Below are 14,376 nucleotides of genomic sequence, written 5' to 3' on the forward strand. Positions count from 1 at the left end.
GGCTTCTTCAATGCGAGCTAGAAGAAGCCGCTGAAGATGCGGCAATTGCTGCAGCCATGGCTAGGGCAGTCTGCTGGGCAATGACTATGTTCGTTATGCTGGTGGCGGTAGCTGTTGTAAGTAGTGTACCGCCACGGGCATTTTTCAAATGCTCGGAAGCTACCAGTGCAGCGCAGAGTAGTAGCAGCTCAGGCTGGGTAATGGACCAGCCGCTAAAGCCTTTCTCCGTCCGAAGATAGTTATAGGATTCTACGATATCTGTGGTGATACTCTCTATCTCAGATGGAAGTAAGGATAATATGCCTAGTGATGGCAGTGTATACTCTTTATCCATACGCAGTCCTTGCTCACGGAAGATATCCCTAAGTTCGAGCACACGGGATACCGAGGTAGACTCGTCGGATTCACCAAGGGCTAATACCTGTGTCAGTGCCTGTATGCTGTTCCCGGATCGGAAGGGGAGCTGTGGCTTTAGTGCTTCATAGAGCCGATCCATCCGGTCGCCACAGCTTTCTACATCAACCCCAGACAGGGCTAGCATACTGGCAAAAATATAATCGTCCTGCGAGGTTTGGAAACGGCGGGATTGTTTCATCCGGTCATAGAAGGCCTTTGCTCTTTCTACCGTATATTTATATTGATCAGGCTGCGTGTGAGCAGCGATCTGATAGGCGGCGACAACAAGGTAATCGGAGGTTCTGAATTTACTTGCTTTCATTAGGTCATAGACTTCCATTGTTTGCGTTAGTATGTGTTTCGGATCCTGTGTTAAAGAGAGTAAAGCTGAAATGCTGATTGCCGAGTTTCCCCTGAACATCGAGAAAGGCCCCGTGGAGTCCTTAATCAGGGCATAACTGTTATGTAGCTCATCCCCTTCAACAGCTCTGTCTTCTAGCGCAAACAGCAGAGCAGCAAGACGGTTAACCTGCACACTTCGCCATTTAAATATTTTATTTGTCTGCCGACTGTTGTCTGCAAATAAGGCTAGTCGTTCCTGATACAGCGTCGTCATAAATCTCCCTCCTTTATTCCCATTAGCGTCTGCTATTTTAAACCGAAAGTCAATAACAATACTTGTAGATGTTACATATGTATTTACTACTGTTGGGGAGTTAGGGAGGAGTGGAGTCTGCAGTTTTGTCTAAGTGAGCGTAGGGGGGAGTTGTAGTGATTTAAAAATATTATCTTGTGCTATGAGGACTTACGTTCCGTTATTCCTTCGTATTTGCCACTTTTGAGTGCTTATGCGGACAGGAGATCCGTTATTGCCTATGAATAGAATGAATTCAGGGCTGATATGTGCGAATAACGGAACCTAAGTCCGCGAGGATCGCAATACATAGTGGAATGTAATAAATAACGGATTCTATGTCCGCGAGTTCACTCTGTCTCTGCCTCCGCCACCACCTCGCACCTCAATTTGAGGATAGAATCGAGGTTGATCGTTGTGGCGTTGGGTGCATAAGTGTGGAATTAGGAATGCATATCTCCCTTGCATTACATCCAGCATGACTCCGCATAAAAAAAGCGTTCCCGCAACCATTTCAACGGTTGTGGGAACACCCCTAGACTAATCGATATCACTATTCAGCTACTTACTAGAATTGTAGTACAACCATCTGATGACATGACCATAGCGGTACCGTATAAGTAACGTGACCGTCCACCTGGCTAAATGGTAGTTTCACGTTCTGAGGCGCTAGATATACGTCTTTTACCTGCTCTGTCGCCGCAATGGTGACCTCCGTATTCATGAGCGTAGGCAGATCCTCGATAACCTCGACACCTTTCCCTCTGCGGACTGGAGAAGCATATAACAAATGGTTCACCCAGCGGTTGGATGCCGTCTGCACTTGCAATGTAGTAACCCCTTGCGCAGGCAAATTGGTGACTAGAGTTTTGTTCTCTAGCAAGCGATCTAATGCATAACAGACGATTTCCTTGACTGGAAGGCTTCCTTTCACGGCGTAATCCTCAAACACATTCCACGCTATATAAATTCCGTCTGATCCTTCGGCCATGCCAACTCCGGCCTCTTGCAGATCGGAAGGGGTATGCTGGTGTGAGCAGAAGGTGAACAAGTCGCGGTTGAAGTATGAATTCTCCTTGTGGCCTAGCACGATACCTTCCGGTGTTGACACTGCATTCTGTCCTTCGGTATAGATGACGAAGGAAGCAGTGCGGAGAGAAGGAAGTTCGAAATCTGGTCTGAAGTAAGAAGGATTGAATGTGGAAACTCCCTGCCATTCTACACCCAAATCAAGTTCAAATCGGGTTCCGTCGGAAGATAGTCCCGAACGTCCAGTAGCCAGAACCTTACCGCCAGTTGCAAGGAAATCCGCTAGTTTGGCCTTCATGGTCTCTGTGATTAGAATGGCGTCTGGCAGAATAACGACTTTGTATTTAGCCAGATCAACTTGCATATCCACCACATCGAATAGATAGTTGCCTTCCAGCAAAATTCTTACTGCTCCGGTATCATGATCATATCTGTTGCGAAGCTCGATATCCTCATATCCAGCTTCCCATGTAGTCGCCTCCAGCGACAGCAGCGCAATATCGGCTATGGACGTGGTATCCCGGCACCAGTCTTCTTTCTCTTCCACCTCGCGGTAAGCTTCACCGATCAATGAATACGTGGCGATGTCCATCATGCCGCCAGGATGCAATTGATCTCCGATGGAGCAGCGAGCCCCATTGGCTAGACTCAGTGCCGCTTCATAGCGCAAAGCGTTCGGATGCTTATATCCGCCGAACTCACCCCAGGAGGTATGGAACTTCCCGGTCATCCCGAGGAAATCCATGCCGAGGGTCTGCGCATAACGCGCGGAGAGCGGGAAGTGGTCATAACCCCAGCCCCCTGTCGGTAGCGATTCTAGCTCCAAGTGGGTGTTGAGATGTGCCAGATCGCGCCGTCCGCGGTCGACGTGGCTGCTGTTATGGAACACGGGTAGGCCAGGCTTGATCGCGTGGACTGTCTCGTTCATCCTTGTGGCATACCTTGTATAGGTCTCTTCCCACATCTTACGCATGTCTTGTATGTTACGTGGATCGGAACCTTGCTTGCGGATGTCGGTAACGCAATATTGGCAGTAACATTCCCGGACGCCGACGATATCGAGGAAGATTCCGTCTGCATCATAGTTCTTCACAACTTCCTCCACTTGCTGAGCCAGAATATCAAGATAAGGGGTGTTCATGCAGAATTGATGATATCCTGGCGTCATGAAATTGCTCACCCAATTGAGTTGTTCCTGCTCATTACGGATGAGCCACTGCGGATACCTACGTGCTAGCTTCTCATCCAGTCCAGCGGAGAGATAGACAGGCGTCTTTACACCGATTTCATGTGCAGCCTCGATTTGTGCACCGAGGAGATCAAAGGATAGATGTGGATGCATTTCATTAGCACTTGTTGGATGATAAGCCCAGCCATGATGGCACTTAGAGAATATGGTGATAGAATCAACATGCCCAATCTTGAGCATTTCCTGAAATTGCTGCTTCGAAAAACCACTGCCAATACCTTCAATGGCTTCAGATGTATGGAAATCGAGATGAACCTGACGAAATTTCATGCTTGCGTCCCCCTGGTCATTAAATGTTAGAATCGTATTATATCTACCACTCTAATAGAGAGGCTGCTTGAATACAGCCGACGATTACGACTTTCTATAGTACATTTTCTGCATTTTTTAATGGAGGTCATATTATGAAAGTTCTTGAACTTCAAGTTCCACCGTACCCGCTGCTAGCGGCAATCGGCCATGCCGTATGGCAACCTGGAGTGCAACATGCCCAGCGCTGCTTTGAAGTATTTGATCTCATTATTTGCGCCAAAGGGGCGCTGTATATGGAGGAAGACGGATACAACTACGAGGTTGTGGAAGGAATGATGCTGATTCTTGAACCCGGACAAATACATCGCGGCTACCAGCCAACTGAGGTGGAGACTGAGGTATACTGGATTCATTTCAAGTATCCGTCTTCAGTAGCGCCGATATTGAAGGAGAAGACCGACTGGAAGCAGCCATTGCTTCAACAGACAGATCAGGATATTGAGCCTCCATCTGGACTCATTGAAGTCCCTAAATTCGCTGCTGTGGATTTGCGTACGATCCAGCCCATACTGGCAGAGATGCTTGATCTGCACCATATGCTTACCCGGCAGCGTTCCTTCGAGTTGCAAGTTCTGTTTGGTCAATTCCTCCTGCAAGTGCAGAACGGAATGAGACGCAGCAGTCCACAAGCCCGTTCCTATTTTCTTAGTGAGAAGGTTGCTGCGTATTTGAACCAGCACCTGGATCAACCGTTTGACTCCGGGCAGATGGAGCGTGATCTACTCTATCATTTCGATCACTTAGCTCGCTGCCTGAAGCAGTATACAGGGATGAGTCCGCTACAATACCGTCATCACCAGCAGATCGAGAAGGCCAAGCGGTTGCTGGCCCATTCCGAGCTACCATTGAAACGGATCGGTGAGTTGTGCGGACTGCATGACAATAATTATTTCATACGTTTGTTCAAACGTCAGACCTCACTCACGCCTGGAGAGTATCGCAAGCATCATCAGGTGTATCTCATGGAGTGAGGATGATTTCGCTACATAGGGAGACAAGCCTTAAGGGAGATATCTAAATTTCAGTGAAAAGACAGAAATGGGCGGTTTTTTGTGGAATATTTCCGGAAAATGTATTACAGTGTTTATTGTCTCGTTTTTTTTGTGAGCGGAATATCAAACATTGGAGTGGGCGTCATTAGCAGAAACAAAAAAGGTTTGCTATTTCCGAATATAGATATGGATCGTATCATGAATCTCATTGGATTAATCGAATCGAATGATACCGCAGAAGTTCTAAATGAAGAAGCACAAAAACGTGCAAAAGTCGTTGTCGTTGAGCCTATGAAACGCAGACGTCCGCAGAACGTGGAGACACTGCTGCGTAAAGTCTTGAATAATTAATGGGGGTTACCCTGTTAAAATAAGCTGTCCAAGTAGTCATGTGGATGACGGTTTGGACAGCTTATTTGTGTTCTAAGAAATGGGGAGAGGTATGTACAGCAAAACAGCTCTCCACAGAGAGCTGTCCAGATGATTCTTATGGCGTAGCCTTAGGGCTGCGCCTGTTCGTTGTCTCCATTAAAGAATGTATCCGCTTTATCCCGGTGTTCGTCCGTAACTTGACCGGCAATTGCCTTGATCCCTGCCGCAATCACGGCTGCATCATCTGTTATACCAAGTCCGATCAACGCATCCGGAATCACGTCGAGGGGAGAGATGAAATAAGCGAGTGCACCGAAGGCGATACCTTTTGCCCATAACGGGGTTTTCGCGTCTACCGCACAATAATACATCGCAATCGCATCTTTGGTGAATGGTATTTTTCCAGCAAATTTCTTGGTCTTGGCCCAAAAGTTCTTCGTTACGATGTCCTCATTCTTTTTGCTATAAGGCATATTATCTGCTGTCAGTTCTGCACCTAAATGCCGATCGTCTTTCTTCATCACGGATTACCTCCTGAAGAATCGTTTAACTCAGTATAGTTCTTTTTGTTATCTTAAACAAAAATCAGCTATCTAACTCAAAGCCGCTTTCTCCAACCACTGTAACGGAACTCAGCGACCTTATTTGCGATATATTCTACTGTTCAGCATTCTAACGGAACCAGGAGACGTTATTTCATCATTATGGTGTATTAGAGCATCATTTAGAAGAAATAAGGTTTCTCAGTTCCGTTAGATTGATGTGACTGATGTCTGAGCACGTCCAAACAGCCGAATATTGCGCTGAGCCCTCACTTGGTTGATCCTTATTTTGGTTGAGCCGCCACTAATTCAGCATCGAGCCCTCATTTTGCAAGCCTCCACTAAGCCTCCATTCCCCTGCAAACCCCATTTGGTATAATGGGCAAATAAGGACAAACAAGTAGAGTTGACTTGCGAATAAATAAGTAGTATATTCTATGTGTAACCGGTTACCTATTAGGGTGGAGTGAAGATATGGCTTCGATTAAAGATGTTGCAAAGCTTGCTGGCGTATCTGTGGCCACAGTATCTAGAGTGTTGAACGACAAAGGATATGTGGGACAGCGTACAAGGGAATTGGTAGAACAAGCGATTAAAGAATTGAACTACAAGCCTAACGAAGTAGCAAGAAGTTTGTTCAAGAAACAATCGAATACGATTGGCTTAATCGTGCCGGATATCATGAATCCTTTCTTTCCCGAGCTAGCTAGAGCTGTCGAAGATACGGCTTCTAAGTTTGGATACAACGTTATTCTATGCAACTCAGATGAAGATAAAGTGAAAGAACAGACATATCTAGACATGTTACAGCAGAACTATGTAACCGGTATCATTGTTTCTTCTAATACGATGACCGCTACACAGATTGAAGAACTTAATATTCCTGTAGTAAGTATTGACCGAGAAATCAGCAAAGGCCTTCCAACGATTGTTGTAGAGAATTCGAAAGGGGCTGGTGTTGCTACTGACTTTCTGATAAATAAAGGCTGTAGAAGAATTGCACATATCAGAGGTCCCCAAGGGGTTGTCAATGCGGACGAGCGTTGTGAAGGGTATAGAGAAGTAGTTCATCAGGAACCGTGGTTTAATGAGAGCTACATTATTAACGGAGATTATGATATGGAATCTTCGATTGAAGCAACACTTGAACTTTTAACGATACATCCTGAAATTGACGGTATTTTTGCAGCAAATGATATTATGGCAATTGGAGCAATGAAAGCCGCTTATCAGCTTGGCAAAAGAATACCAGAGGAACTTTCAATTATCGGATTTGATGGAATCAAATTGTCCTCCGTAACGATTCCGGAACTAACAACCATCGTACAGCCGATCTACGAATTGGGCGAAAAAGCTACAACGATGTTAGTTAGTTTAATGAATCGGGAAGAAGTTGGGCAAACTTATTATAGATTAGATGTTGAACTTATAGAGAGAAATTCAACGTAAGGAGTAGATAGAAATGGAGCAGAGACCCAAAATTACTGTTGTCGGAAGTATAAATATGGATTTAGTTACGATTACTTCTCAAGTACCGAAGAGGGGGGAGACGCTATTCGGCGAACATTTTCAAATGAATCCAGGCGGAAAAGGTGCCAATCAAGCAGTAGCTGCGGCTAGACTTGGAGCGCATGTTCAACTGATTGGTTGCGTGGGGAATGACAGATTTGGCAAGGATATTCTAGAGCACCTTCAAGAACAAGGTGTAGATGTGAGTAATGTGGAACCGGTTACAGATGTAACTGCCACGGCTACAATCATTGTCTCTGATCAAGATAACAGTATTATTGTTGTACCTGGGGCAAATAATTATGTAACGGCTTCATTCGTTGAATCGAAACGGGATGTTATCGCGGATAGTGATATTCTGATTGTTCAGTTGGAAACACCACTTGAAGGTATACGAAAAGCAGTGCAGATTGCCAAGGAAAATGGAGTTAAGGTCATTCTTAATCCGGCACCTATTCAAGAATTGCCTTCTGATTTAATTAAAGATATTGATTATCTTACCCCAAATGAACATGAACAGACATTGCTCAGACAAGGAAGAAGTGCTGAAGAGTTGAATGGGAAACTTATCGTCACTAAGGGCAGTCAGGGAGTTTGTATTTATGAACAGGATCAAGAAGTAGAAATTCCTGCTTATAAGATAGCTGTTGTTGATACTACCGGAGCCGGTGACTCTTTTAATGGAGGATTAGCCCATGCACTGAGCAAAGGATTTAGTTTAAAAGATGCTTGTAAATACGGTAATGCGGTTGCTGCCTTATCAACGACAAAGCTAGGAGCACAAACCGGTATGCCTACGGGTGAAGAGGTTGAATTGTTTATTAAGAGTCGGGGGTGATCAGACTACAAAGTCTGTAACATTATTGAAATCGCTTACTTCATACATTCAAGGAGGAACAAAACAATGACAACGACTAGACCAATTATTATTGACACAGATCCAGGGATCGACGATGCAGTAGCACTTGCAATAGCACTATTCAGTGAGAAATTAGATGTTCGCTTAATAACTACCGTTGGCGGAAATGTTGGACTTGATAAGGTGACAATTAACGCCTTGAGATTGCTGAAGTTTTTCAATAAAAATGTACCGGTTGCTCTTGGAGCGGATAGACCACTGATCAAAGAGCCGATCGATGCCAGTGATATACATGGATCTACAGGAATGGATGGTTTTGATTTTGAAGAGCCAACGGAAGATCTTGTTCTCAAAGAAAATGCCGTGAATGCGATGTATCGCGTCATTATGGACAGTAAAGAGCCTATTACTTTAGTTCCGATTGGTCCATTAACGAATATTGCTCTTTTATTAAAAATGTATCCAGAAGTCAAAGAAAACATTGCTGAAATTGTCTTAATGGGCGGTTCAACAGGTCGGGGAAATGCCGGTGTTATGGCGGAGTTTAATATTTATGCCGATCCTGAAGCAGCAAAGATCGTGTTCCAGAGCAATCTACCACTTGTTATGGTGGGACTCGATGTTGGTTTGAAAGCCCTAGTGTATCCTGAAGATAGTGAGCAACTTAAAGTCATGAATCAAACAGGAAATATGATCTATCAGCTATTCCAGAAATACAGAGGCGGTAGCATGAAAACAGGTTTGAAAATGTATGACGCTACTGCAATTGCTTATCTACTCAAGCCGGAAATGTTCCAAGTAGTAGATACATTCGTGGATGTAGAATTGAACGGTTCCATGACAACAGGATGTACGGTAGTGGATTTAAAGGGATATTTAGGGAAGCCTAATAACGCAAAAGTATGTGTGGATATAGATCCTCAAATGTTTAAGCAATGGTTCATGGATAGCTTGAAGAAATGTAACTAACAGTGAGGAGAAGGGGGTTCAATCATGAGTTCTAATTTAGTAATGTATGCCTCGGCTATTATTGGTGTAGCAGTAGTAATCTACATGTTAATTAAAAAAATGGACATTAAGATCTCACTATTCCTTATCGGGATCCTGTTGATCTTGGTTAGTACTGCTATGGGTAAAGAAATCGCCGTCAAAGACTTTGTCTCAACGGGAGTCGTATGGTTAGATCCGCTCCAAGTGATTGTCACTCAGTTTAAACAAACGTTTACTGCGGCAGGTTTTATTATTCTCCTATTGGGAGGATATACAGCTTACATGTCATCGATTGGTGCCAATGAAGTTACTGTCAACGCGCTAACGAAACCTATCTCGAAGATTAAATCAGTATATGTGTTAGTTCCCTTGGTATTCTTATTAGGAAACGCACTTTCACTTGTTATTCCAAGTGCCTCAAACTTAGCTATTATATTACTTGCTACTCTATATCCGATTTTAAGAAAAACGGGTATGTCTGCATTAACTGCGGGTGCGGTAATAGCTACGTCAGCCACCATTGTTCCGACTCCTCTAGGAAGCGACAACGTGGCGATTGCGGAAGAATTAGCGAAACATTCTTCATTTGCAGGTTTAACAGTTACTGACTATGTGTTCAACTATCATGCTTTAATTTCAATACCAACATTGATCTTTATAGCTTTCGTTCATTACTTCTGGCAGAAGAGATTGGATAAAAAAGCAGGCTTAACTGGACAAGCTGGCAAAGATGAGCATGTGGAAGTGGATAGTGTCGCTGCAATTACTGGAGGTAAATTATACAAAACGGTATATGCGATTCTCCCAATCTTCCCAATTATTCTTTTGTTAGGCGCTTATGCTGCACAGATTATTACGGGTAGCACCATCGAAATTAGCGTTGAGATTGCTACATTAGTATCCTTTGTTCTTGCTATTGTGTGTGAATTAATTAGACATAAAGGTAATAAGAGTGTCTTGGAAAAGACGGAAGCATTCTTTAAAGGAATGGGCGGAGCAGTTCCTATTGTGGCTCTGTTGGTTGCAGCATCCGTATTTGTAACCGGTTTGAAATCGATTGGCTTGGTTGACGAACTTCAATCAGCTATGCAAAGTATTCAAGGTAATGGATTAGACTTTATTCTACCTCTCATCATGGTAGCCTTAACGGCTCTGATCGTAATATTGAGTGGAAGTGGTACGGCCCTATTCTTTGCCATGGTACCTCTAATCGTTCCATTAGCTGTGGCAGCTGGAATTAGTCCAATTGCTATCTCAGTACCACTTGGTCTAGCAGGTAACCTCTTCAGAGCTGTATCTCCTGTAGCTGCGGTTATCCTCATTGTTGCTGGAACAGTTAAGAAGAATCCAATTGAGCTTGTAAAAAGAACATCGGTTCCAATGATTGCTGGTGTAGTGTTTATGTTCGTATTATCCATGATTGTATTCCTATAATTTCGTATTGAGGTCGAATAGAAACGTAATGATTACCAAGAAGAGCAGGCATTGTGCCTGCTCTTCTTGGTAATTTGCTTATGTGCTAGTGATATTTGTCCGTCCTCATACAATAAAAATGAGTAATAGATTGAAGACTGAGAAGGCCAGTATGGAATAATCTCGGGGATGAAGTCGATATAATCGGATCGGAGTACGCCCTTCATCTCCTTGATAGCAGCGGGATTCCATAGCAACGGCGAGTTCCTTAGCTCGTAATATCGATAGAACAAATAGTGGCATGAGCATAGGGAATATGCCACGAAAGCGAGAGGATATTCCCTTACGATGAAAGCCACCGCCGCGCGCCATTTGTGCCTTTCGGATCTTGTCGATTTCTTCGATTAGAATTGGTAGAAATCGAAGGGCGATTGTGAACATCATGACTGCTTCATGGACGGGGAAGCGAAGCTTCTTGAACGGTTTAAGAATCATCTCCAATCCTTCTGCCAGAATGATGGGTGATGTGGTACGAACGAGCAAAGATAAGAGTAGAACAATTCCGGCAATTTGTTCACACATCAAGATCCCATTAATAGCTCCTTGTAAGGAGTACGTCAGAACTCCAAGTTGAATCATGGAATCTCCGGGATTTGTAATCAGTATCGACTGGTAAATCATCGTCGAAATGAAGAAGATCGTTAAGGAGAGCAATGTGAATACGAGAGCCCGCCATGACAATTTGGCAATCCACCAAAGAATGATCAGTAGCACAATTTGAGCGGTCTTTAGTAGCAAGTTATGGTTCAGCAGTAAGCTTGCAGCGAATATGAGGCTTACAGTAATCTTCATTCGAGGGTCCCATTGTTCCAGCCACGTATTTTGTTTTCGATACAAAAGAAAGCTGTTATTTCCCATGATAGTTCCTCATTTAACTAGAATTTGTTGTTGGTTAAGTATTAAAGAAATGGCATCAGCAGCCTCTTCCGGTGATAACTTACCGTTGCTAGAAGTGATTCCAAACTGTCTAAGCATGCGCGATACGACAAGTGCAGAAGGTTCTTCCCACCCGAAGGACTCCAATAATTCAGGATCAGAAAGGGTTGTGACGGGTGAACCGTCTGCAATGAAGATGCCGTTCTTCAAGGCCAGCAGTCTAGATGCATGGTTTACAATTTCGTCAAGCTGATGGCTAACCCAGATAATCGTGAGTCCCTGTTCCTCATTCATTTGATGCAGAAGCTGGAATAATGCAGTTCTGGATGGTAGATCCAGGCCGGCAGTTGGTTCATCAAGAATAAGCAGCTTAGGCTCAAGCACTACAACTCCAGCGATTGCAACCCGTCTCTTCTCACCACCACTTAGCTCAAATGGACTGCGATCTTTGAACTCCTCATAGTCCAATTGAACGGCTTCCATTGCTTTGCGAACTTTCTGTTCTTTAATTTCTTTAGGTAGTTTGGCACTTTGCAGTCCAAATGCAATATCATCAAATACTGTTGTTGAGAATAATTGATGTTCGGGGTACTGAAAAATATAGCCGACTTGATCAAACAACTCAGGTTTTCGCGAAGAGTTAGGATCGATGTCGTCCAGTAACACGTTTCCTGTTGTTGGAGCAAGAAATCCTTTGAGTAGCTGTAGAAAAGTGGATTTACCGGAACCTGATTTTCCAGCAATAGCCAGCATTTCGCCGCTCTTAATCGTGATATGAAGTTGATTTAGAACGGGAGGGGCAAGGAAAGAAGTTGTCTTCCTTTTCTTCTTCTCGTAAGTGAAGGAGACGTTGTTCAATTGAATCTGCATAACAATTCCCTCAATTCTTCTATCCCTAGAGAGGTTGAGACTGGAATCCCTTTGCCCTGTAATGAAAGAGCCAGAGCATGATAATATGGTAATTCCAAGCCACATTCTGACAGGAGAGCTTCGTTGGTCAAAAATTGATCTGGGGAGCCATCAAGATACAGATGCCCATTACGGAACAAAATCCAACGATCTGCTTCCAGAACTTCTTCTAGATGATGTGTAATGTAAATGAGGGCGAAAGGCTGCCGCTTACGCGCTTCATGTAATGTACGAACAAATTGTTTTCTGGCCACGGGGTCTAGCATGGAGGTGGCTTCGTCTAGAATCAGATACATTGGAGATAAGGCTAACACAGAGGCCAGGGCGAGTTTTTGCTGTTCTCCACCTGAGAGATGAGTAACAGGACGATCCTCATCGGCATCCAAGCCTACGAGGTCAATAGCCCAGGCAATACGTTCCTGAATTTGATGCTGGGGATAGCCGATATTTGACAGACCAAAGGCTATGTCTTCACCAACAGTCATCCCAACCTGTTGATTCTCTGGATTCTGGAACACGATCTGTACAGCTCTGCGGATCAGCGGGATGCTCTGAGAAACATGTGTGAATCTTCCTTCCACCTGAACAGAGCCTTCAGATGGAAGTTCAATTCCGTTAAGCAGACGGGTTAGGGAAGATTTTCCAGACCCATTACGTCCAAGCAACGCTACAAATTCGTTAGGTTTAATGCTAGAAGTGATTTGATGAAGCACACGAGAAGCGTACTGAGTATCCTCTTCGTCCTCCCACTCCGTGTAGGAGAATGAAGCGTTCTGAATTTCAATCATTATTCCTTCACCGCCTCATTGACCTTGATGGATGATGATACAGGCCCAAATATGCTCTTCGGATGATTCGGATCGAACTTACCGCTTGGGGTATTTGGAATTTTCCAGAAGAAATCAATGTTCACTTCATATTCAGTTGCGATCTGAATAAAGTCTTGCATAAATACGCCTTTTCCTGGATCACACGAAGGGCTGTCGGATATACCGAGTCCTCCTACGATCTCGTAGCCGTGATCCTGATAAACCTTTAGTTGCTCAATATACGGTAGTAATATTTTGCGATTATGATTATGAAATTCTGGTGTATCGTATTCCTCAACCGTCATAGGCGGGCGGTCAGGACCAAGGAAGGTAAATTCGGGGCATGGGAGTTGGAAAATTCCATAACCTTGTTTGTAGGACCAGTCAACTGCCGCTTTCATGATGCCTGGACTACGAGCTTCGCCGTCCACGACTGCGTTCTGATTAATGACACAGTGTGAGACGACAAGGAGTTGTTTACTACGCTTCAATGGATGATTTCTTCTTTCTATTAGACGTCTTGATCAGAGATTGCGGCAGGTTTTTAACGACAAAGTATATGAGAACGGCAGATAGAACTTTATCTACTAAATTTTCAGCGAGTCGAGGAAGAAAGGCAGCAGTGAACAAGCTACTTCCAGCCTGTTTGAGCCAAAGGATGGCTACATCATGCGCTCCACCTGTTAATCCACCAAATAGGCCAATGGCAATAATAGTACCTATAGACGGGCAAAGGATGGCTAAAATCGCACCTGATGTGAGTGCTGTTGATAAGCGATACCCTTTTTTTCTAGCCAATAGACCAACAACAAGACCAACAACGGCATTGACAAGTCCAAAAGGAATGGCGGTATATCCGGATGTTACGCCTAGAACCAAATTTGTAACAATCCCAACTAGAATTCCCCAAAGAGGTCCGAATATAGCAGCGGTGAAAATAGTTCCGACGGTATCGAGAAACAGAAAAGGAATTTTTAGACTTCCCACAATGGTACCGGCTATAACGTTAATAGCTACAGCCAATGCACTTATAGTAATGATTTGAGTTTTTTTGTTCATATGATCTTCTCCTTAAGCTAGATTATAAAAATTAGCAAACCACGGTTGTAAATCACATATTCTAAAATCATGAATGAATCGGACTCCTCCTTTGTACTTAACGAGATGTTTGCAACTGTGTATAACAGAGGGTTAGCCAAACATCTACAGACGATTCAAGCTTAATCTTGACTAAACTCATTGGATTAATAAACTTTATTCTAGTTAAATTTCTGCATATGTCAAGATAAATACTTGATAAGAACTTTAGGGTTAGGTGTTTGTAATCTAGGTAACAATATCCGCGATTTTATTTAAAACAACTTCCGCTATTTACATATTTTTTTACATAACCATGGTTTTCCAATAATACTCCAATGGCAGAAT

General features: G+C 43.7%; 14 protein-coding genes. 6 read left to right on the forward strand and 8 right to left on the reverse strand.

Translation table 11 applies throughout. The features are described 5' to 3' along the window. Positions 1 to 7 precede the first annotated feature (7 nt). Both NST85_RS06225 and NST85_RS06230 read right to left on the reverse strand, forming a co-directional pair. Positions 8 to 1,012, reverse strand: coding sequence for a DUF4003 family protein (locus NST85_RS06225; RefSeq protein WP_341188850.1), 1,005 nt, complete (start codon positions 1,010 to 1,012; stop codon positions 8 to 10). Between the two features lie 586 nt (positions 1,013 to 1,598). Beyond that, positions 1,599 to 3,578 (reverse strand): beta-galactosidase trimerization domain-containing protein, encoded by a 1,980-nt coding sequence (locus NST85_RS06230; protein WP_341188851.1) that lies wholly within the window; start codon positions 3,576 to 3,578, stop codon positions 1,599 to 1,601. A gap of 134 nt (positions 3,579 to 3,712) precedes the next feature. On the opposite strand from NST85_RS06230, the gene NST85_RS06235 reads away from it, so the two are divergent. Together NST85_RS06235 and NST85_RS06240 are read left to right on the forward strand one after the other, a co-directional pair. Then, positions 3,713 to 4,591, forward strand: a complete 879-nt coding sequence (locus NST85_RS06235) for an AraC family transcriptional regulator (RefSeq protein ID WP_341188852.1) — start codon at positions 3,713 to 3,715, stop codon at positions 4,589 to 4,591. A 132-nt stretch (positions 4,592 to 4,723) separates the two neighbouring features. Continuing rightward, complete coding sequence (locus tag NST85_RS06240; protein WP_341188853.1) at positions 4,724 to 4,963, forward strand: hypothetical protein; 240 nt, start codon at positions 4,724 to 4,726, stop codon at positions 4,961 to 4,963. 149 nt (positions 4,964 to 5,112) lie between these two features. On the opposite strand, the gene NST85_RS06245 is transcribed toward NST85_RS06240, so the two are convergent. Further along, positions 5,113 to 5,505 carry a YkvA family protein gene (locus NST85_RS06245; RefSeq protein ID WP_127194916.1) on the reverse strand — a complete coding sequence of 131 codons (393 nt, stop codon included), beginning with the start codon at positions 5,503 to 5,505 and terminating at the stop codon, positions 5,113 to 5,115. A gap of 495 nt (positions 5,506 to 6,000) precedes the next feature. Between NST85_RS06245 and NST85_RS06250 the strand changes: the two genes are divergently transcribed. The 4 genes from NST85_RS06250 to dcuC all read left to right on the forward strand — a co-directional run bounded on the left by NST85_RS06250 (position 6,001) and on the right by dcuC (position 10,318). Further along, complete coding sequence (locus NST85_RS06250) at positions 6,001 to 6,975, forward strand: LacI family DNA-binding transcriptional regulator (protein WP_127194917.1); 975 nt, start codon at positions 6,001 to 6,003, stop codon at positions 6,973 to 6,975. A gap of 13 nt (positions 6,976 to 6,988) precedes the next feature. Beyond that, complete coding sequence (gene rbsK, locus NST85_RS06255; RefSeq protein WP_341188854.1) at positions 6,989 to 7,873, forward strand: ribokinase; 885 nt, start codon at positions 6,989 to 6,991, stop codon at positions 7,871 to 7,873. Positions 7,874 to 7,939: 66 nt separating this feature from the next. Further along, positions 7,940 to 8,863 carry a ribonucleoside hydrolase RihC gene (gene rihC, locus NST85_RS06260; protein ID WP_127194919.1) on the forward strand — a complete coding sequence of 308 codons (924 nt, stop codon included), beginning with the start codon at positions 7,940 to 7,942 and terminating at the stop codon, positions 8,861 to 8,863. A gap of 24 nt (positions 8,864 to 8,887) precedes the next feature. After that, positions 8,888 to 10,318: a C4-dicarboxylate transporter DcuC gene (dcuC, locus tag NST85_RS06265; RefSeq protein WP_127194920.1), complete on the forward strand. Its 1,431-nt coding sequence runs from the start codon at positions 8,888 to 8,890 to the stop codon at positions 10,316 to 10,318. Positions 10,319 to 10,423: 105 nt separating this feature from the next. On the opposite strand, the gene NST85_RS06270 is transcribed toward dcuC, so the two are convergent. From NST85_RS06270 to NST85_RS06290, 5 genes are read right to left on the reverse strand one after another with little or no spacing between them, the layout of a single operon-like run. Further along, positions 10,424 to 11,215 (reverse strand): energy-coupling factor transporter transmembrane component T family protein, encoded by a 792-nt coding sequence (locus NST85_RS06270; protein ID WP_341188855.1) that lies wholly within the window; start codon positions 11,213 to 11,215, stop codon positions 10,424 to 10,426. A gap of 9 nt (positions 11,216 to 11,224) precedes the next feature. After that, a complete protein-coding gene (locus NST85_RS06275) occupies positions 11,225 to 12,103 on the reverse strand; it encodes an ATP-binding cassette domain-containing protein (RefSeq protein ID WP_341188856.1) in 879 nt (292 codons plus the stop codon). Continuing rightward, the gene (locus tag NST85_RS06280; RefSeq protein WP_341188857.1) at positions 12,088 to 12,930 is read right to left on the reverse strand and encodes an ATP-binding cassette domain-containing protein; all 843 of its coding nucleotides are present in this window, start codon (positions 12,928 to 12,930) and stop codon (positions 12,088 to 12,090) included. Before NST85_RS06280 ends, NST85_RS06275 begins: the two co-directional genes overlap by 16 nt. Next, on the reverse strand, positions 12,930 to 13,442 hold the full coding sequence (locus tag NST85_RS06285; protein WP_341188858.1) for a CD3072 family TudS-related putative desulfidase: 513 nt from the start codon (positions 13,440 to 13,442) through the stop codon (positions 12,930 to 12,932). Before NST85_RS06285 ends, NST85_RS06280 begins: the two co-directional genes overlap by 1 nt. After that, positions 13,432 to 14,010, reverse strand: coding sequence for a CD3073 family putative ECF transporter S component (locus tag NST85_RS06290; RefSeq protein ID WP_127194925.1), 579 nt, complete (start codon positions 14,008 to 14,010; stop codon positions 13,432 to 13,434). Before NST85_RS06290 ends, NST85_RS06285 begins: the two co-directional genes overlap by 11 nt. Between the last annotated feature and the right edge of the window lie 366 nt (positions 14,011 to 14,376).

The organism is Paenibacillus sp. FSL K6-2524, assembly GCF_038005525.1.
Taxonomy (GTDB): domain Bacteria; phylum Bacillota; class Bacilli; order Paenibacillales; family Paenibacillaceae; genus Fontibacillus; species Fontibacillus anaericanus.